The sequence below is a fragment of the Caballeronia sp. RCC_10 genome (genome assembly GCF_041360715.1).
In the GTDB taxonomy this organism is placed as follows: domain Bacteria; phylum Pseudomonadota; class Gammaproteobacteria; order Burkholderiales; family Burkholderiaceae; genus Caballeronia; species Caballeronia grimmiae.
Map to the genome: position 1 here is coordinate 579,128 of NZ_JBFUPT010000002.1, position 18,328 is coordinate 597,455.

Below are 18,328 nucleotides of genomic sequence, written 5' to 3' on the forward strand. Positions count from 1 at the left end.
CCCGAGGAGGATTCACGCATATGGACCGTTTCGATCCCGCCAGCATCGGCATCAGGAGCGGGCACTTCATCGGCGGCGAATTGATCGATGCAGGCGCGTCGCGCATCGACGTCGCGCGGCCATCGGATGGCCTCACGTATGCATCGGTGCCCGTCGCCGATGACGCGATGATCGACTATGCCGTGCAAAACGCATACGCCGCGTTCAAACGAAGCGACTGGGCGCGCCGTGCGCCGCGTGAGCGCGCCCGCGTGTTGCGCCAGTTTGCCGATCTCGTCGCGGCCGATGCAGCGAATCTCGCGCCGCTCGAAGCCGTCGGATCGACGCGTCCCGTGCGTGATGCGTACCACTGGGACGTTCCGTTCACCGCCGAGAGCATCCGCTTCTATGCGGAGCTTGCCGACAAGATCGGGGGCGAAGTCGCGGCGACGGATCATCGTCATCTCGGCATGACCATCGCCGAACCGTATGGCGTGATCGGCGCCATCGCACCGTGGAATTTTCCGCTCGTGATGGGCATATGGAAGGTGGCGCCCGCGCTCGCGGCGGGCAATGCGGTCGTGCTGAAGCCTTCGGAAATGACGCCGTTTTCCGCATTGCGGCTGGCCGAGCTTGCGCTGCAGGCAGGCGTGCCGCCCGGCATCTTCAACGTCGTTCAGGGCGATGGCCGCATCACCGGCGATGCGCTCGTGCGTCATCCGCGCATCGGCAAGGTGACGTTCACCGGCTCGACGCGCACCGGCGCCGCGATCATGGCCGCGTGCGCGGAGACGGGCACCAAGCCGGTCACGCTCGAACTCGGCGGCAAGAGCCCGCAGATCGTATTCGCCGATGCCCCGCGCATCGACGAAGTGGCAAGGCGCATTGCGGGCGCGATCACGGGCAACGCGGGACAAGTATGCGTGGCGGGATCGCGTCTGCTCGTTCAACGCGCGATAGCGGATGAACTGATCGAACGCATCGCGCAAGCCTTCAGCGAACTGAAGGCGGGACCGACATGGGCCGCAGGCGCGACCTTGCCGCCGATCATCTCCGAGCCGCAGGCAGCGCGCATCGATGCGATCGTTCAGCGCAGCATCGCGAGCGGCGCGACCTTGCGATACGGCGGCACACGCGCCGATGCCTCGACGCCCGGCGCATTCTATTCGCCGACCTTGCTTTGCGATGTCACGCAGGAAAGCGAAGCGGTGCGCAGCGAAATCTTCGGCCCCGTGCTGACCGTGCAGTCATTCGACACGGAAGAAGAAGCGCTCGAACTCGCGTCGCATCCCGAATACGGGCTTGCCGCCGGCGTGCATACCGCCGATATCGGCCGCGCACTGCGCATGGTGCGCGGCATCGAAGCGGGCACGGTATGGGTCAATCGTTATGGACGCACCAGCGATTTCGTCATTCCCACCGGCGGGTACAAGCGCTCGGGCATCGGCAAGGATCTTGGCCGCCAGTCCTATGAAGCGAATTTGCGCTTCAAGAGTGTGCTCATCGACACGGAAGGCTGAGTTGCACGACCGTGCATAAAAGCACACCGCATTTTGTGCTGTCGCGGAGCTTGAAAACGCATGACTTGTATCGTCGCCGGGCACGCATTCGACGCCAGCAGTCATTTTTGCCTTGTTTAAATTTTCTCGACAGTTCGCTGTTCCTTGTTTCCACCACTGAACTCCGGGCGGGTTCACTACACGACAGGACTGAAACCATGATCGATTTCGAGCCGAAGTACATCACGTTCGACTGCTACGGCACGCTGACGAAGTTCCGCATGGCCGATATGACCCGCGAGCTGTACGCCGACCGCCTGAAAGGCGACGACCTGGAGCAATTCGTCAAGTTCTTCGCAGGCTATCGTCGCGATGAAGTGCTCGGTGCATGGAAGCCGTATCGCGATGTGATCGTCAATTCGGTGCGCCGGGCGTGTGCGCGAATGAACGTCGAGTTCAACGAAGCCGAAGCCGAGAAGTTCTATCTTGCCGTGCCGACCTGGGGCCCGCATCCGGACGTGCCGGAAGGCCTCTCCCGGCTCGCGAAGAAGTACAAGCTGGTGATCCTGTCGAACGCATCGAACGATCAGATTCAAAGCAACGTCGACATGCTCGGCGCGCCGTTCCATCGCGTGTTCACGGCGCAGCAGGCGCAGTCGTACAAGCCGCGCATGCAGGGCTTCGAGTACATGTTCGATCAGCTCGACTGCAATCCGGAAGACGTGCTGCATGTGTCGTCCAGCCTGCGTTACGACCTGATGACCGCGCATGACATGGGCATCAAGCACAAGGCCTTCGTGAAGCGCGGGCATGAGCCGGGCACGCCTTACTACGAGTATTACGAAGTGGAAACCATCGGCGAGCTCGCGGGTCAGCTCGGTCTGTAACCGCACTCCTTCACGCGAGCAATGCCGATGAAACTCGACTCCTACTGGCTCGACACCGCGCCCGCGATGACCTCGGCCTGCGAAGGCCCGGTCGATGGTCAGGCCGATGTCGCCGTGATCGGCGGCGGGTTCACGGGTTTGTCGGCGGCGCTCGCGCTGGGAAAGCGCGGCGCGTCGGTCGTGGTGCTCGATGCCGGGCGCATCGGCGGCGGCGCGTCGGGCCGCAATGGCGGCCAGTGCAACACGGGCGTCGCGCAGGACTACGCGGCGCTGCGCGCGCAACTCGGCGTCGAGCGTGCGCAGGGCTGCTATCGCGCGTATGCGGCGGCGGTGAGTACCGTGGAGCGCCTGATCCGCGAAGAGAGCATCGATTGCGATTACCTCGCGTCGGGCAAATTGAAACTGGCCGCAAAGCCGCATCATCTGGAACACATCGCGGCGACCGCCGAACTGATTCGCCGCGAAGTGGATCCGCACATCGACTTGCTCGATCGCGAACAGGTCCGCAATGAAGTGCAGTCCGATGCCTTTCACGGCGGCCTGTTGCAGCGTCATGGCGGACAGATGCACATGGGAAAGTTCGCCGCAGGACTTGCGAAGGCAGCCGCAAGACAAGGTGCGCGGATTTATGAGCATGCCGAAGTAACGGCGATTGCGAAGGAAGGCGGAGCCTATCGGATCGATTCGAAGCGGGGTACGGTTCGCGCGAAGCAAGTGTTGATCGCAACGGGCCCATCGAAACACGGTCCGTTCTCGTGGTATCGGCGAAGAATGGCGCCGGTCGGCTCGTTCATCATCGTGACCGAGCCGTTGGCCGCTGATCGTTTGAGTCAACTGATGCCGAACCGCCGCTCGTACACGACGAGCCGCCTGATGCACAACTACTTTCGCGTCACGCCCGACTCGCGGCTGCTGCTGGGCGGCCGCGCACGGTTCACCGCGTCGGAGCGTCCATCGGATGAAAAAAGCGGGCGCATTCTGCAAGGCAACCTGGCCTCGATTTTCCCGAGTCTTGCGAACGTGCGAATCGACTATTGCTGGGGCGGGCTCGTCGATATCACCGCCGACCGCCTGCCGCGTGCGGGCCAGCACGACGGCCTCTATTTCTCGATGGGCTACAGCGGCCACGGTACGCAAATGTCGACGCACATGGGCCAGGTGATGGCCGACGTGATGAACGGCAACGCCGATGCCAACCCGTGGCGCGAACTCGCCTGGCCCGCGATTCCGGGCCATACGGGCAAGCCGTGGTTCCTGCCGCTCGTCGGCGCGTATTACTCGATCAAAGACGTGTTTTATTGACGCAACGGAAGCATCGGCATCAAGGACAGGCGGCCCGCAGCAAACAATGAAGCCGTCGCACATTCATAGCCCCCCAATCGCGGAGAAGTCCATGAGCATCGACAAAACGCCTGAAGCTATCGCCCACGCCGATGCCGGTCAACGGCTCGAACAACTGACGCGCCGTGGCGCGTCGCGGCGCACCGTCCTTCGCGCGATGGCCGCGGGCGGGCTGCTGTCGATGACCGGCGCAGGCCTGCTCGCTGCGAGCGGTGCGGCTTTCGCGCAAGACAAGCCGAAGCAGGGCGGCCGCATCCGCGTGGCGACGCAATCGTCGTCCGCGGCCGATACGCTCGATCCCGCGAAGGGCGCGCTCGGCACCGACTACGCCCGCGCCTTCATGTTCTATAGCGGTCTCACCGAACTCGATAACCGCCTCGGCGCGAAGATGGCGCTCGCCGAATCGCTCGACACGAACGACGCGACCGTGTGGGTCGTGAAGCTGCGCAGCGGCGTGCAGTTCCACGACGGCAAATCCCTCGCGCCGCAGGACGTCGCCTATTCGCTGATGCGCCATAAAGACCCGGCGGTCGGCTCGAAAGCGAAGACGCTTGCCGATCAGTTCAAGGAGATCAAGGCGACCGGTCCGAACGAGCTGACGATCACGCTGACGGGCGCGAACGCGGACCTGCCGGTGATCCTCGCGGATTCGCACTTTCTCATCATCAAGGACGGCACGACCGATTTCAAAACGGCCGTGGGCACGGGGCCGTTCAAGCTCAAGGAATTTTCGCCGGGCGTGCGCACCGTGGGCGTGCGCAACGAGAAGTACTGGAAGCCCGGCATGCCGCATCTGGACGAAGTGGAATTGATCGGGATTGCAGATGAACCGGCGCGAGTGAATGCGCTGATGTCCGGCGACGTGCAGCTCATCAACGCGGTAAGCGCGCGTTCGACCGAGCGTATCAAGGGGACGCCGGGCTTCGCGGTGCTCGAAACGAAGACCGGCCAATACACCGATCTCATCATGCGCGACGACGGCGGCATCACCGGCAACGCGGATTTCCGGCGCGGCATGATGCACCTGATGGATCGCGAGCAGATGCGCAAGACCATCTTCCGCGGCTACGGTGCGATCGGCAACGATCAGCCGATCGACCCGAGCAACAAGTACTACATGGCGGGCCTGCCGCAGCGCACGTTCGATCCCGAGAAGGCGAAGTTCTATTTCCAGAAGGCGAAGCTCGGCAACGCGCCGATTCAGCTTTACGCATCGCCGGCGGCGGAGGGTTCCGTCGAGATGGCCGTGCTGATGCAGCAGGTCGCGCCTCAGGCCGGCATCAATCTGCAGGTCGTTCGCGTGCCGTCGGACGGCTACTGGTCGAACCACTGGATGAAGCATCCGCTCGGCTTCGGCAACATCAATGCGCGCCCGAGCGCGGACGTCATCTTCACGCAGTTCTTCAAGTCCGACGCGCCGTGGAACGAAGCGAACTGGAAAAGCGCCCAGTTCGATCAACTGCTGGTCGCCGCGCGAGGCGAGCCGGACGACGGAAAGCGCAAGAAGATCTACGGCGACATGCAGGAACTCGTGCACAAGGATGGCGGCGTCGGCATTCCGATGTTCCAGAGTTCGCTCGATGCGCACACCGCGAAGCTCAAGGGTCTGGGCGGCATTCCGCTCGCGGGCCTGATGGGCTGGATGTTCGCGGAGAACGTGTGGCTCGAGGCATGAGCGTGCTTTAGCAGCGGACGCGCGCCGTTTCCACGATACGGCGCGCGATATCAACCCTTTGAACGAGAGGCGATATCCGATGAAAGTTCACGCGCAACGACTCGTCGCCGCGCGCCTCGGCCTCGCGCTGCTGACGCTCCTGATCGTGTCGATGATCGTATTCGGCATCACCGGCCTCTTGCCGGGCGATGCCGCACAGCAGGCGCTCGGCCAGGCGGCCACGCCCGAACAGGTCGCCGCGCTGCGGCATCAGTTCGGTCTCGACCAACCCGCCGTCACGCGCTATCTGCAATGGCTCGCGCATGTGGCGACAGGCAACTTCGGCACGTCGCTGTCGAACAATCTGCCGGTCAGTGAACTGATCTCGACTCGTTTGCCGAATTCGCTCGTGCTCGCGGGGCTGACGGCGCTCGTGTCCGTGCCGCTTGCGCTCACCATCGGCATTCTGTCGGCGATGTATCGCGGCTCGCTGCTCGATCGCGCGCTGAACGTCCTCACGTTGTCGACGGTCGCGGTGCCCGAGTTCCTCGTCGCGACCATTGCGGTGCTCATCTTCGCCGTGAAGCTGCGCTGGCTGCCGGCGCTGTCGTATCTGTCGGATGTGTCGTCGTTCGGCGCGCTCGTGCGTACCTATGCGATGCCGGTGATGACGCTCTGCTGCGTGATCGTCGCGCAGATGGCGCGAATGACGCGGGCGGCGGTGCTCGATCAGCTCAACGCCTCGTATGTGGAAATGGCCGTGCTGAAGGGTGCTTCCCCGATGCGCGTGGTGTTGCGGCATGTGTTGCCGAACACCATCGGACCGATCGCCAATGCGGTCGCGCTGTCGCTGTCGTATCTGTTCGGCGGCGTGGTGATCGTCGAGTCCATCTTCAACTATCCGGGCCTTGCGAGCCTGATGGTGGATGCCGTCACCAATCGCGACATGCCGCTCGTGCAGGGCTGCGTGATGGTGTTCTGCGCGGCGTATCTCGCGCTCGTTCTGATCGCCGATCTGGCCCAGATCGTCTCCAACCCGAGGCTGCGTCAACGATGAACCGGAACGTCTCTTCTCACGCCACCACCGTGCTATACGACCAGCCGCCCGCCGACGCCCCGCAAGAGCAGGCACCCGCTCCGGCGCGGCGCGGCGCGGTCAGCCGCCTCGTGCACCGCTTTTCCGTGCTTGGCCTGATTGGTCTCGCGCTTGTCGTGTTCTGGCTCGCGGTCGCGTTCATCGGGCCGCTCGTCGCGCCGTATAAAGGCGGCGCGTTTACGTCGACGGAAATCTTCGCCTCATATAGCGCGGCGCATCTGCTCGGCACCGACTACCTCGGCCGCGACATGCTGAGCCGCATCCTGTACGGCACGCAGTACACGGTCGGTCTCGCGCTTGCATCGACGGTCGCGGCGAGCGTCATCGGCACGTGCTTCGGTCTCATCGCCGCCGTCTCGGGCCGATGGGTCGATGAAGTGCTGAGCCGCCTCTTCGACGCACTCATCTCGATCCCGAGCAAGATACTCGCGCTCGTCGTGATCGCGGCATTCGGCTCGTCCATTCCGATGCTGATGACAGTCGCCGCGCTCGCGTATATCCCCGGCGCGTTCCGCATCTCGCGCTCACTCGCGGTCAACATCATGACCCTCGAATACGTGCAGGTGGCGAAGGCGCGCGGAGAAAAGCTCTTCTATATCGCACGCGTCGAAGTGCTGCCCAACATGATTCATCCGATGCTCGCGGACTTCGGCCTGCGCTTCGTGTTCATCGTGCTGCTGCTGTCGGGCCTGAGCTTTCTCGGCCTCGGCGTGCAGCCGCCGAACGCCGACTGGGGCTCGCTCGTGCGCGAGAACATCGGCGGTCTGTCCGAAGGCGCGCCTGCGGTGCTGATGCCGGCGGTCGCCATCGCGACGCTGACGGTCGGCGTCAACCTGCTGATCGACAGCCTGCGCCGTCATGGCGCGCGTTCGCACGGAGGCGCGAAATGACGACGGACATGATCGAAGTAAGGGGCTTGCGCGTGGTCGCGGGCAGCGCGCCCGATGCGGTCGTCGAGATCGTGAAGGGCGTCGATTTCACGGTGAAGAAGGGCGAAGTGCTTGCGCTGATCGGCGAGTCGGGTTCGGGCAAGACGACGATTGCGCTGGCGTTGCTCGGCCATGCGCGCGCGGGATGCGCGATCGCGGGCGGCTCGGTGAGAATCGGCGATGTCGATGTGCTCGCGCTCGATGAAAAGGGCCGCCGCGCCTTGCGTGCGCGCACCGTCGCGTATGTCGCGCAAAGCGCATCGGCGGGCTTCAATCCGGCGCGCACGATCATGGATCAGGTGACCGAGCCGGCGCTGCTGCACAAGCTGATGACGCCCGCCGCCGCGCGGCAGAAAGCTGTCGGGCTCTTTCGCTCGCTTGCGTTGCCGAATCCTGAAATCATCGGCGACCGTTATCCGCATCAGGTATCCGGCGGGCAGTTGCAGCGCCTGATGGCGGCGATGGCGATGATCACCGATCCCGCTGTCGTCGTATTCGATGAACCGACCACCGCGCTCGATGTGACCACGCAGATCGAAGTGCTCGCCGCGTTCAAGGGCGTGGTGCGCGAACTGGGCACGACGGCGGTGTACGTCTCGCACGATCTGGCTGTGGTCGCGCAAATGGCGGACCGCATCGTCGTGTTGAATAACGGACGCGTGCGTGAAAACGGCGCGACGGCTCAAGTGCTCGATGCGCCCGCCGACGACTACACGCGCCAGTTGCTTGCCGCGACGCGCCGTCCAGAACTCGAAGTCGACGGCACGCCAGTAGCGAAGGCAACGCCGCTGCTGGAGATACGCAATCTGAGCGCGGGCTATGGCCGCGTCGATGCGAACGGCGTTCCGGCCGTGCGCGTGCTCGATGACGTGAGCCTGACGATCGCACGCGGCGCGACGCTCGGCGTGATCGGTGAATCGGGCTCGGGCAAGACGACGCTCGCTCGCGTGATCGCGGGTCTCGTCGATCGTGCGCGCGGCGACGTCCTGCTGGACGGCAAGCCCTTGTCCGCGAAGCTGTCGGAGCGCACGCTGGATCAGTATCGCCGTGTGCAAATCGTGTTTCAGAACGCCGATACGGCGCTGAACCCGAGCCGCACCATCGCCGATATTCTCGCGCGGCCAATGAACTTCTATCACGGCTTGCGCGGCGCAGCCGCGCAAAAGCGCATGCTCGAATTGCTCGATCTGGTGAAGCTGCCCGCATCCATCGCGAAGCGTCAGCCGGGCGGTTTGTCGGGCGGGCAGAAGCAGCGCGTGAATCTCGCGCGCGCGCTCGCGGCGAATCCCGAACTCATTCTCTGCGATGAAGTGACGTCCGCGCTCGATACGGTCGTCGGCGCCGCGATTCTCGATCTGCTCGCGGAACTGCGCCGTGAATTGCGCGTGTCGTATATGTTCATCAGCCACGACATATCGACGGTGCGCGCGATCTGCGACGACGTCATCGTGCTGTATGCAGGTCAGTGTGTCGAAGCCGGCCAGCGCGACGCGCTTTCCCATCCGCCGTATCACCCGTACACGGGCTTGCTCGTCGATTCGGTTCCGGCGCTGCGTCCCGGCTGGCTCGACGCGCGACGCGCGACGGCGCTTGCCGCGTTGCCCGCAATGGGCCCCGAAAGCGGTGCGCAGCAACTTTGCAGCTTCCGCTCGCGCTGCGCCGCGCGTATCGACGGTAAATGCAACAAGACGCCGCCCGCGAAGAAGACGCTGCCATCGGGCTCGCAGATTTTGTGTCATCACAGCGCGGATGATCTCGCGCGCATGCAGTCGCCCGAAACGGTGATGGCATGAGCGGACGTTTCGTGAGAGTCGCGGAGAAGGGGCGCAAGACCTTCGCCATTCATATCGACGGCCAGCGCGCGCTCGCAGCGGAAGGCGACACGTTGATGGTCGCGCTGCTGACATCGCACGACGCCTTGCGCGATTCCGAATTCGGCGATGGCCGGCGCGCCGGCTTCTGCGTGATGGGCGCATGCCAGGACTGCTGGGTGTGGACGGCGGACGGCGAACGCGTGCGCGCGTGCACGACGCCAGCGGTCGAAGGCATGTCGATCGTCACGCGGCTGGCGGACAGGGAGGGGTTATGGCCGCGACTGTAATCGTGATCGGCGCGGGACCGGCGGGCGGGCGCGCGGCGCAGGCGCTCGTCGAAGCGGGCTTGCGTCCGGTCGTCATCGAGGAAGGACGGCGCGACGGCGGGCAGATTTATCGCCGGCAGCCCGAAGGATTCACGCGCACCTACGCGGCGCTTTACGGCACCGAAGCGGAACGTGCGCATTCCTTGCACCGGGACTTCGATGCGTTGCGCGCGAACATCGACTACGTGCCCGATACGCTCGTGTGGAACATCGAGCCGCACGCGGTCCATGTGGTGAGCGGCACGCGCCATCGCAAGATGGCGTTCGATGCGCTCATCATTTGCAGCGGCGCGACGGATCGGCTGATGCCGGTTCCCGGCTGGCATCACGCGGGCACGTACAGCCTCGGCGGCGCGCAGGTTGCGTTGAAGTCGCAGGGCTGCGCGATCGGCTCGCGCGTCGTGATGATGGGCACCGGCCCATTGCTGTATCTCGTCGCTGCGCAATACGTGAAGGCGGGCGCGACGGTCAGCGCCGTGCTCGATACATCAACGTTCGCTCAACGCGTGCGCGCATTGCCGCAACTGCTCGCGATTCCGTCGACGTTGAAGAAAGGCATCGCGTTGATGCGTGTGCTCAAGGATGCACGCGTGCCGGTTCATCGCGGCGTCACGCCGGTTGCCATCGAAGGAACGCCGGAGAACGGCGTGCAGAACGTACGCGTGAAGCAGGCCGATGGCGCGACGCTGCAAGTGTCATGCGATGCCGTTGCGCTCGGCTATCACCTTCGCCCGGAGACTCAGCTTGCGGACCTTGCGGGCTGCGAATTCCGCTTCGATCACGCGTTGCAGCAGTGGCTTCCCATCGCCGATGAAGACGGCCGCAGCAACGTGAAGGGCGTCTATCTTGCGGGTGATGGCGCGCGCGTGCGAGGCGCCGATGCAGCCGAACGCGCGGGACGTCTCGCCGCATTGGCCGTGTTGAAGGATACCGGCGTCGCTTGCAATGAAGACGAAGCCGACCGGTTGCGCATGCAGTTGCAGCGCTTCACGCGCTTCGCCGCCGGGCTGCGCGCCGCGTTTCCGTGGCCCGCGCAATTCGCCGCCGCATTGCCGGACGACACTATCGTCTGCCGATGCGAAGCGATTACCGCCGGTGAATTGCGGCGCGTCGTGAACGAGATGGGCGCGAAGGAAGCGAATCGCGCGAAAGCGTTTTCACGCGTCGGCATGGGCCGGTGCCAGGGCCGCTTCTGTGCCCATGCAGGCGCGGAAGTCATCGCGGCGGAAGCACGCGTGCCGCTCGAAGCAGTGGGGCGGCTGCGCGGACAGGCGCCCGTCAAACCGCTGCCGATGGCGATCACGACGCAAGCAGACATGGAGACGAGCGAATGAGCGAACGCGCCGATGTGATCGTGATCGGCGGCGGCATCGTCGGCACGACGACTGCCTTCTTTCTGCGCCGCCGCCAGCGATCGGTGATTCTGCTCGAGCGCGGCTTGACGGGGCAGCAGGCAAGCGGCGTCAACTTCGGCGGCGTGCGCCGGCAAGGGCGTGCGCTCGAACAGCTTGCGATGTCCAATCGCGCGCTCGAGACGTGGCGGCGTTCGCGCGAATTGCTGGGCGAAGACGTCGAGTTCATGCCGTCGGGTCATACGCGCGTGTGCTATCACGCGCACGACGCCGAATACTTTCATCGCTATGCCACCGATGCGCGCGACCATGGCCTCGATCTCGAAGTGCTCGATGGCGCAGCGATGTTCCGGCGCTATCCGCATCTTGGCCGCGAGGTGCTCGCGGCATCCGTTTCGCCCTTCGATGGTCACGCGAATCCGCGACTCGCTGCGCCTGCATTCGGACGCGCGGCATCGCGGCTGGGAACGCGCATCGTGGAAAACACGGAAGTCGTGCGCGTCGAAAAGGAAGCGGGCGGCTTTCGCGTGGAAAGCGCAACGGGCGAGATCTATCGCGCGGAGCAAGTGCTGATTTGCGCGGGCGCATGGGCCAATACGCTATCGACGCAAGCCGGCGAGCCGGTGCCGCTCGTCGCACGCGGTCCGCAGATGGCCGTGACGGAGCCGGTGCCCTACGTGTTCAGCACGTCGATGGGCGTCTATACGTCGATCAAGAAGGAGAGCGTGTATTACAGGCAGGTGGCGCGCGGCAATATCGTGCTGGGCGGCGGCCCGCCTGGTCCCGCCGATCCGGTCACGCGCCGCGCATCCGTGTTGCCCGAGAACACCGTCGCGCAGTTGGCGCAGTTCGTCCGCATGGTGCCCGCGATGCGCCCGCTGCAAGTGATTCGCGTATGGAGCGGCGTGGAAAGCTATCTGCCGGATTCGGAGCCGATCATCGGGCCCAGCTCGAAAGTCGATGGCCTGTTCTACGCATTCGGTTTCAGCGGATCGGGTTTTCAGATCGGCCCGGGCGTCGGCGAAACGCTTGCCGAGTTGCTCGATACGGGCAGCACGCCCATCGACCTTTCATCGTTCTCCATCAGACGATTTCAACGTACATCGTCGACGCAAGCCGAATCGGTGACTTCCGAAACTTCGCCATGAGCCAAGCCAATCTGGTCGATGCACTCGCCTATATCGAATCCAATTTCGACAAGACCGTGAGCCTCGCGCAACTCGCGGATTTGTCGGCGTTGAGCATATCGCGCTTCGCGACCGTGTTCCGCGAGCAGTTCGGGCTGTCGCCGTACAAGTATCTGTGCGAACTGCGCGTGCGCCGCGCGCAGACCTTGTTGCTCGCGGGCGTGCCGGGATCGGTCGTCGCCACGGAAGTGGGCTTCTTCGATCAGAGCCATCTCGCGCGGCATTTCAAGCGCTTATGCGGCATGACGCCGAGCGCGTTCATCGAACGCACGCGCGAGAAGGCGCGTTCAGCCGAGTTCGATGCCGGTCTGAAGAAGCGCGTTGCGCAGGCCCAGGCGCGGGTAAGTGCTTTCGACCGTGCGCATGTCGCTTGATGCTTCCTGAATGATCCATTCACGCACGTCCGCGACGATGGGCCTCACAGGCCGGTTCGGCGGCGTGAGCAGGCAGCAACGGCGGCTCGTGACGATCAGCTCTTCTTCGGCCGGCACCAGCGCGCCTTGCGCGAGCCAGTGCGATGTCACGTTGAGCCAGCCGAGCGCGAGCCCTTGACCGAGCAAGGCCGCCTGCACGACGATCGCATAGTCGTTGAAGCGCAGCATGCCGGCCGCATGACGTTGCCTGGACGCGAACGCATGAAAACGCTCGTGCCAGCCGCGCTCTTCGTCGTCCATCACGATGACCGTATCGCCGTGCGCGCGCGCCGCCGGCGTCTTTGCAAGCTCGTGATAACGCGGGTTGCATACCGGCAGGAGGATTTCGGGCATCACCAGCACGGCGTTTTCATCAATGTCCTCGTCGTGCACGAAGCGCATGCCGAGATCGACATCGACGAGCGGCCCGCCTATGCGCCCCGAAATCAACTGAAAGCGCAAGTCGATGGAAGGAAACGCCTCATTCAGACGGCTCATGCGCGGCATCAGCCAGTGCGTCGTGAAGCCGGTGGACACCGACAAGGTCACGGTTTCCACACCGGTCGCACGCGCTTCGATTTCGCGTATCGCGCTTTCTATGCCGCTGAAACCCTCCGATATCTTCCGATAGAGAATCTCGCCGCTTTCCGTCAGTTCGATGCCGCCGCGCACGCGCTCGAACAGCCGCACGCCGATATGGTCTTCCATGCGTGCGAGCATGCGGCTGACCGCAGGCTGGCTGACATAAAGCTCTTGCGCTGCACGGGTGAAGTTGCCGCAGCGCGCGGCCGCTTCGAACACGAAGAGCGCATTCGCGCTGGGCAGTTTCTTTCGAAGGTTGGGCATGACTTCATGTTATGCCCGATCCAACAATTTTGGAATTGCCGTCAAAAACATCGCGGCTTAGTATTTTCCCAACCTCTCTCTTTTGGACGAGACGAACGTTATGGACGCACGCGCTAAAACCGGAGTGTCGATCAGGTCCGCCACGAGGCGCTATGGCGCGGTGACTGCGCTGGATGACGTCTCGCTCGACATCGCGCCCGGCGAATTCGTCTCGCTGCTCGGACCTTCGGGTTCGGGCAAGACGACGCTGCTCGGCATTCTCGGCGGCTTCGTCCAGCCGACTTCGGGCAGCGTGTGGGTCGGCGAGCGTGACATTACATTCGCGCCGCCGCACAAGCGGAACATCGGCATCGTCTTTCAGAACTACGCGCTCTTTCCGCATATGACGGTGGGCGAGAACGTCGCGTTCTCGCTGCGTGCGCGTCGCGAGCCGAAATCGACATGGGCCAAACGCGTGGCCGACGCGCTCGCGATGGTCGAACTCAAAGGCTATGAAAGCCGCAGCATCCATCAGCTTTCGGGCGGGCAGAAGCAGCGCGTCGCACTGGCACGCGCGATCGTCTTCGAGCCGCAACTGATCCTGATGGACGAACCGCTCTCCGCACTCGACAAGCAATTGCGCGAGACGATGCAGATCGAATTGCGCAGGCTGCATCGTCAGCTTGGCGCGACCATTGTCAACGTGACGCACGATCAGCGCGAGGCGCTCACGATGAGCGATCGCGTCGCGGTGCTGAAAGACGGCAAGCTCGTGCAGATCGACACGCCCGAGCGTCTTTACGACCGCCCTTGCGATGCGTTCGTCGCGAGCTTCATCGGCGAAGCGACGATGCTCGACGTCACGCGCGCCGGCGACGATGCCGTGCGGCTCGGCGACACGATCCTGCGCACGGCGCATCCGTTGCCGCGCGGCCAGAAGCTGTTGCTCGCGGTGCAGACGGAGAAGCTCGTTATCGACGGCGAGAATCGTCATGCGCATGCGAACCGCCTGTCGTGCCGCGTGACGGAAGTGCTGTATCAGGGCGAAAGCCTGCGTGTGTTCGCGGCCCTCGCCGACGGCACCGCGATCAGTCTTCGCCAGCCCGGCGGCCATGACGCCCGCAAGCGCATTCCCGCACCGGGCGGCTCGATGACCGTGGCGCTCGATCCGCAAGACACGATCGTGGTCGCGGCCTGATCTCCATTCACCGCCTGTGCACGGGCGATTTCGACTGTCAACGTAGCGATGCAACCCGTAGAGGATGAAGCAATGAATCTCACCGATTTCAAGGTTCTGACGTTCGATGTCGTCGGCACGCTGATCAACTTCGAAAAGGGCGTGCTGGATTCCGTGCGCCGGCTCGGCGGCGCGAAAGCCCGGGATCTGACCGATGAGCAGATTTTCGAGCCCTACATGGAAGGGCGCGCGACGTATCCCGGCCGTTCGAGCCATGAGATGGCGAACGTGTATCTGCATCTGGCAAAAAAGTTAGGTCTCCCGGACGATGAGCAATCGGCGGCGGCATTCCAGCGCGACGTGCTCGAATGGCCCGCATTCGAAGACTCGGTGGCTGCGTTGAAGCGTCTGCGCAAGCACTTCCGTCTCGTCGCGATGACGAACGCGGATCGCGTCGCGTTGTCGGCGTATGCACACACGCTCGGCAATCCGTTCGACGATACCGTCTGTTGCGATGAAACCGGCGTCGCGAAGCCCGATCCGCAATTCTTTGCCTATAACCGCGGACGCCAGGCCGCGTTCGGCTACAAGTTCGAAGAGATTCTGCATACGGCGCAGAGCCAGTATCACGACATCGGCATCGCGACGAAGCTCGGTTACGCGACGTGCTGGATCGAACGGCGTCAGGGCATGAAGGGCTTCGGCGCGACGCCGGTGCCGGAAGCCGTCACCGAACCGACGTGGAAGTTCGCGACGCTGGCCGCGCTCGCGGATGCCGTCGACGACGAAGTCCGCGCCGCGGCCTGACGATGCGCGCTCCGTCCGCTCCGCTGCGCCCGCAACCGGAATCGCTATGGCGAGCGATGGCCGCCCGCGTGCCTGCGTTCGACGCGCCAGTCAGCACGGGTGCGCCGCTCGCACGCGATATCGATGTCGAAGTCGCGATCGTCGGCGCGGGCTATTCGGGGTTGAGCGCCGCGTATGCGCTGCAAAAGCGCGGCGTCGAATGCGCGGTGCTCGATGCGAATCCGGTCGGCTGGGGCGCGAGCGGGCGCAACGGCGGCGTGGTGTCGTCCAAGTTTCGCGTGTCGTTTCCGGCGATCGCGAGCGCGCACGGCATGGACGTGGCGAAGCGCATGCATCGGCTTGCGCACGATGGCGTGCGCACCGTCGAGGCGCTCGTCGACGAATTCAAGCTCGAACGCGCTCATTTCGAACGGTCCGGCAGCTTGCGGTGCGCGCATACCGAGCGCGCCTTCGCGTCGATCTGCGCGGAAGCGGACTGGCTGCGCACATCCCTCGTCGATACATCGATGACCGTGCAATCGCGTGCGCAAGTGGCGCACGAGACGGGATCGGCGGGTTTCGTCGGCGGCGTGTTGAGCGCGGATGCGGGCACGATCCTGCCGCTCGAATACGTGCGCGGCATCGCGGCGGGAATGACCGCACGCGGCGTGCCGATTTATGAATCGACGCCCGTCATCGAGATGTCGCGCGCACAGGACGGCCGGGTGCATCTGCGCGCGCCCGGCGGCAGTGTTCGCGCGAAGCAGGTCATCGTCGCGACGAACGCGTATTCCAATCTCACCGATGCCACCGCTTCGTATCATCGCGAACTGGTGCCGTTCCGAAGCGCGATGATCGCGACCGCGCCGTTGCCGCCCGATCTCGACGCGCAACTCATGGTCAATCGCCGCAGCTACACGGAAACGCGGCGCATGATGAAGTGGTTCCGCAAGGTCGATGGCCGCATGCTCTTCGGTGGCCGCGATGCGTTCGGCAAGGAAGGCGAACCGACCGGCTTCGATGCGCTGCAACGCGCGATGATCGCGCTCTTTCCGCAATTGAAGGACGTGGCGGTGGACTATCGCTGGTCGGGCTATGTCGGCATGACGTTCAACGCGCTGCCGCACGTGGGGCGCAGCGACGATGCGACGACGTTCTGCCTCGGCTATAACGGCGCGGGCGTCGCGATGGCGAGTCTCATCGGCCAGCATGCGGCTGCGCTCGCGCTCGGTGAAACGCCCGAGCTTGCCCTGCTCGCGCAGAACGGTCTGCGGCCGGTGCCCTTTCACACGCTGCGCGCGCCGGGCGTGAGGCTCGTCGCCGCGTGGTATCAGTTTCTAGACGCGGTAGGTGCATGATGACGACAGCCAAACGGATACTCCAGGACACCGCCGTGATGCATGCCGCGACGCTCGACCCCACGGTGCGCCATCAACGCCGCGAAGACCGCACGATGCTGCTGTTGATGACGCCGGCGCTGCTCGTCGTGATCGTACTGCTGGTCGCGCCGCTCGCGTGGCTGTCGTGGCAATCGTTCGTGCACGATGGCGCGTTATCGCTCGTGAACTACAAGCGCGTCTTCACGGGCGCGTATCTCGACACGTTCCTGCTGACCTTCAAGCTCAGCCTCATCGTGACGCTCATCACGTTGTTGCTCGGCTATCCGGTCGCGTACTTCGCGGCGTCGCTCTCGCCGCGATGGAGCGCGCTCGTGCTCGGCATGGTGATCCTGCCGTTCTGGACCAGCGTGCTCGTGCGCACCTATGCGTGGCTCGTGCTGTTGCAGCGCACGGGTCTCATCAACAAGGCGCTGTTGGGCATGGGCCTGATAGACCGTCCCTTGCAGCTTTCGTATAACCAGTTCGGCACGATCATCGCGATGGTGCACATTCTCCTGCCGTTCATGGTGCTGCCGCTTTTCTCCGCAATGCAGAAGATCGCGCCCAATCTGTCGCAAGCGGGCGCGAGTCTCGGCGGATCGCCCTTGCATGTGTTTCTGCGCGTGTTCCTTCCGCTCTCGATGAGCGGCGTGCTCGCGGGCGTGACGCTCGTGTTCGTGCTGTGTCTCGGCTTCTACATCACGCCGGAGCTGATGGGCGGCGGCAAGTCGATGATGGTCTCGATGATCGTGAGCCGCAACGTCGAGATCTACAACAGTTGGGGCGCGGCAAGTTCGGTGAGCGTGGTCTTGCTCATCTGCGTGTTCGCGATTTTCTATGCCGTGAGCCGCGTGATTCCGCTCGAAAAGACGCTGGGGGCGAAATGAATACATGGTCGTTCGGCCGCGTGACGCTGGGTGCATCGGTGATGCTGATTCTCGCGTTCCTGATGATTCCGGTGGTGATCGTGGTGCCGCTGTCCTTCTCCGATGCGCGCTTTCTCACGTTCCCGCCGCCCGCGTATTCGTTGCGCTGGTATCACGCCTTCTTCGATAATCCCGCGTGGATCGACGCGGCGAAGACGAGCTTCGCGGCTTCTTCGTGCGCGGCGCTGATCGCGACGCCGCTCGGCATCGCGGCCGCGTATGGCATTCAGTACGGATCGCATCCGTCCTTGCGCTATCTGCGTCCGCTGCTGATGCTGCCGCTGATGGTCCCGATCATCATCGTCGCGGTGGGCGTGTTCTTCGTCTTCACGCAGATGGGTTATGTGAACACGCTCGGCGGTCTCGTCATCGCCGATACGATGCTCGGCCTGCCTTATGTGCTGATTTCCGTGGGCGCCGATCTGCGCACGTTCGACCGCACGCAGGAGATGGTGGCGCGCAGTCTCGGCATGAATCGCTTTCGCGCGTTCATGGCGGTGACGCTGCCGCAAATCAAGGCGAGCGTGATTTCCGGCGCGGTCTTCGTGTTCATTCAGGCGCTCGATGAAACCGTCGTCGCGCTGTTCATCTCGGGCGGCAACAACCAGACGCTCACGCGCCGCATGTTCGTCACGCTGCGCGATGAAATCGATCCGACCATCGCCGCGATCAGCACGATGCTGACGGCCCTGACCTTGTGCCTCGTGATGATCGTCGTCGTGAGCCGGCGCTCTTCTTCCGTGGCGCGAGCCTGACCA

General features: G+C 64.0%; 17 protein-coding genes. 16 read left to right on the plus strand and 1 reads right to left on the minus strand.

Annotated elements, in window-relative coordinates:
- The first annotated feature begins 20 nt into the window (after nucleotides 1–20).
- The 11 genes from AB6804_RS07170 (at nucleotide 21) to AB6804_RS07220 (ending at nucleotide 12,438) form a co-directional block, all read left to right on the plus strand.
- A complete protein-coding gene (locus AB6804_RS07170) occupies nucleotides 21–1,499 on the plus strand; it encodes an aldehyde dehydrogenase (protein ID WP_370885863.1) in 1,479 nt (492 codons plus the stop codon).
- Nucleotides 1,500–1,696: 197 nt separating this feature from the next.
- Complete coding sequence (locus tag AB6804_RS07175) at nucleotides 1,697–2,365, plus strand: haloacid dehalogenase type II (protein ID WP_244797144.1); 669 nt, start codon at nucleotides 1,697–1,699, stop codon at nucleotides 2,363–2,365.
- Nucleotides 2,366–2,392: 27 nt separating this feature from the next.
- Nucleotides 2,393–3,667 carry an NAD(P)/FAD-dependent oxidoreductase gene (locus tag AB6804_RS07180; protein WP_370885864.1) on the plus strand — a complete coding sequence of 425 codons (1,275 nt, stop codon included), beginning with the start codon at nucleotides 2,393–2,395 and terminating at the stop codon, nucleotides 3,665–3,667.
- Nucleotides 3,668–3,758: 91 nt separating this feature from the next.
- The gene (locus tag AB6804_RS07185) at nucleotides 3,759–5,381 is read left to right on the plus strand and encodes an ABC transporter substrate-binding protein (RefSeq protein WP_370885865.1); all 1,623 of its coding nucleotides are present in this window, start codon (nucleotides 3,759–3,761) and stop codon (nucleotides 5,379–5,381) included.
- Nucleotides 5,382–5,460: 79 nt separating this feature from the next.
- Nucleotides 5,461–6,417, plus strand: coding sequence for an ABC transporter permease (locus AB6804_RS07190; RefSeq protein ID WP_370885866.1), 957 nt, complete (start codon nucleotides 5,461–5,463; stop codon nucleotides 6,415–6,417).
- Complete coding sequence (locus AB6804_RS07195) at nucleotides 6,414–7,346, plus strand: ABC transporter permease (RefSeq protein WP_370885867.1); 933 nt, start codon at nucleotides 6,414–6,416, stop codon at nucleotides 7,344–7,346. Before AB6804_RS07190 ends, AB6804_RS07195 begins: the two co-directional genes overlap by 4 nt.
- Nucleotides 7,343–9,178, plus strand: coding sequence for an ABC transporter ATP-binding protein (locus AB6804_RS07200; RefSeq protein ID WP_370885868.1), 1,836 nt, complete (start codon nucleotides 7,343–7,345; stop codon nucleotides 9,176–9,178). Before AB6804_RS07195 ends, AB6804_RS07200 begins: the two co-directional genes overlap by 4 nt.
- Nucleotides 9,175–9,486 (plus strand): (2Fe-2S)-binding protein, encoded by a 312-nt coding sequence (locus AB6804_RS07205; protein WP_370885869.1) that lies wholly within the window; start codon nucleotides 9,175–9,177, stop codon nucleotides 9,484–9,486. Before AB6804_RS07200 ends, AB6804_RS07205 begins: the two co-directional genes overlap by 4 nt.
- Entirely contained in the window at nucleotides 9,471–10,859 is a 1,389-nt protein-coding gene (locus AB6804_RS07210; RefSeq protein ID WP_370885870.1) for an NAD(P)/FAD-dependent oxidoreductase, read from the plus strand. Before AB6804_RS07205 ends, AB6804_RS07210 begins: the two co-directional genes overlap by 16 nt.
- A complete protein-coding gene (locus tag AB6804_RS07215; protein ID WP_370885871.1) occupies nucleotides 10,856–12,025 on the plus strand; it encodes an NAD(P)/FAD-dependent oxidoreductase in 1,170 nt (389 codons plus the stop codon). The genes AB6804_RS07210 and AB6804_RS07215 overlap by 4 nt, the downstream gene beginning before the upstream one ends.
- The gene (locus AB6804_RS07220; RefSeq protein WP_370885872.1) at nucleotides 12,022–12,438 is read left to right on the plus strand and encodes a helix-turn-helix domain-containing protein; all 417 of its coding nucleotides are present in this window, start codon (nucleotides 12,022–12,024) and stop codon (nucleotides 12,436–12,438) included. The genes AB6804_RS07215 and AB6804_RS07220 overlap by 4 nt, the downstream gene beginning before the upstream one ends.
- Here AB6804_RS07220 and AB6804_RS07225 read toward each other — a convergent pair.
- Nucleotides 12,352–13,323, minus strand: a complete 972-nt coding sequence (locus AB6804_RS07225) for a LysR family transcriptional regulator (RefSeq protein WP_370885873.1) — start codon at nucleotides 13,321–13,323, stop codon at nucleotides 12,352–12,354. The genes AB6804_RS07220 and AB6804_RS07225 overlap by 87 nt on opposite strands.
- A gap of 100 nt (nucleotides 13,324–13,423) precedes the next feature.
- On the opposite strand from AB6804_RS07225, the gene AB6804_RS07230 reads away from it, so the two are divergent.
- From AB6804_RS07230 to AB6804_RS07250, 5 genes are all read left to right on the plus strand, one after another.
- Nucleotides 13,424–14,500, plus strand: coding sequence for an ABC transporter ATP-binding protein (locus AB6804_RS07230; protein ID WP_035962762.1), 1,077 nt, complete (start codon nucleotides 13,424–13,426; stop codon nucleotides 14,498–14,500).
- Nucleotides 14,501–14,572: 72 nt separating this feature from the next.
- Nucleotides 14,573–15,286, plus strand: coding sequence for an HAD-IA family hydrolase (locus tag AB6804_RS07235; RefSeq protein WP_370885874.1), 714 nt, complete (start codon nucleotides 14,573–14,575; stop codon nucleotides 15,284–15,286).
- Between the two features lie 2 nt (nucleotides 15,287–15,288).
- The gene (locus AB6804_RS07240) at nucleotides 15,289–16,623 is read left to right on the plus strand and encodes an NAD(P)/FAD-dependent oxidoreductase (protein WP_370885875.1); all 1,335 of its coding nucleotides are present in this window, start codon (nucleotides 15,289–15,291) and stop codon (nucleotides 16,621–16,623) included.
- Complete coding sequence (locus AB6804_RS07245) at nucleotides 16,620–17,531, plus strand: ABC transporter permease (RefSeq protein ID WP_370885876.1); 912 nt, start codon at nucleotides 16,620–16,622, stop codon at nucleotides 17,529–17,531. The genes AB6804_RS07240 and AB6804_RS07245 overlap by 4 nt, the downstream gene beginning before the upstream one ends.
- Entirely contained in the window at nucleotides 17,528–18,325 is a 798-nt protein-coding gene (locus AB6804_RS07250) for an ABC transporter permease (protein WP_370885877.1), read from the plus strand. Before AB6804_RS07245 ends, AB6804_RS07250 begins: the two co-directional genes overlap by 4 nt.
- Nucleotides 18,326–18,328 lie beyond the last annotated feature (3 nt).

What these genes read in the sequence shown, in the direction of transcription:
- AB6804_RS07170 (WP_370885863.1), top strand. Translation starts at nt 21, where the DNA reads ATGGACCGTTTCGATCCCGCCAGCATCGGCATCAGGAGCGGGCACTTC.
- AB6804_RS07175 (WP_244797144.1), top strand. Translation starts at nt 1,697, where the DNA reads ATGATCGATTTCGAGCCGAAGTACATCACGTTCGACTGCTACGGCACG.
- AB6804_RS07180 (WP_370885864.1), top strand. Translation starts at nt 2,393, where the DNA reads ATGAAACTCGACTCCTACTGGCTCGACACCGCGCCCGCGATGACCTCG.
- AB6804_RS07185 (WP_370885865.1), top strand. Translation starts at nt 3,759, where the DNA reads ATGAGCATCGACAAAACGCCTGAAGCTATCGCCCACGCCGATGCCGGT.
- AB6804_RS07190 (WP_370885866.1), top strand. Translation starts at nt 5,461, where the DNA reads ATGAAAGTTCACGCGCAACGACTCGTCGCCGCGCGCCTCGGCCTCGCG.
- AB6804_RS07195 (WP_370885867.1), top strand. Translation starts at nt 6,414, where the DNA reads ATGAACCGGAACGTCTCTTCTCACGCCACCACCGTGCTATACGACCAG.
- AB6804_RS07200 (WP_370885868.1), top strand. Translation starts at nt 7,343, where the DNA reads ATGACGACGGACATGATCGAAGTAAGGGGCTTGCGCGTGGTCGCGGGC.
- AB6804_RS07205 (WP_370885869.1), top strand. Translation starts at nt 9,175, where the DNA reads ATGAGCGGACGTTTCGTGAGAGTCGCGGAGAAGGGGCGCAAGACCTTC.
- AB6804_RS07210 (WP_370885870.1), top strand. Translation starts at nt 9,471, where the DNA reads ATGGCCGCGACTGTAATCGTGATCGGCGCGGGACCGGCGGGCGGGCGC.
- AB6804_RS07215 (WP_370885871.1), top strand. Translation starts at nt 10,856, where the DNA reads ATGAGCGAACGCGCCGATGTGATCGTGATCGGCGGCGGCATCGTCGGC.
- AB6804_RS07220 (WP_370885872.1), top strand. Translation starts at nt 12,022, where the DNA reads ATGAGCCAAGCCAATCTGGTCGATGCACTCGCCTATATCGAATCCAAT.
- AB6804_RS07225 (WP_370885873.1), bottom strand. Translation starts at nt 13,323, where the DNA reads ATGCCCAACCTTCGAAAGAAACTGCCCAGCGCGAATGCGCTCTTCGTG.
- AB6804_RS07230 (WP_035962762.1), top strand. Translation starts at nt 13,424, where the DNA reads ATGGACGCACGCGCTAAAACCGGAGTGTCGATCAGGTCCGCCACGAGG.
- AB6804_RS07235 (WP_370885874.1), top strand. Translation starts at nt 14,573, where the DNA reads ATGAATCTCACCGATTTCAAGGTTCTGACGTTCGATGTCGTCGGCACG.
- AB6804_RS07240 (WP_370885875.1), top strand. Translation starts at nt 15,289, where the DNA reads ATGCGCGCTCCGTCCGCTCCGCTGCGCCCGCAACCGGAATCGCTATGG.
- AB6804_RS07245 (WP_370885876.1), top strand. Translation starts at nt 16,620, where the DNA reads ATGATGACGACAGCCAAACGGATACTCCAGGACACCGCCGTGATGCAT.
- AB6804_RS07250 (WP_370885877.1), top strand. Translation starts at nt 17,528, where the DNA reads ATGAATACATGGTCGTTCGGCCGCGTGACGCTGGGTGCATCGGTGATG.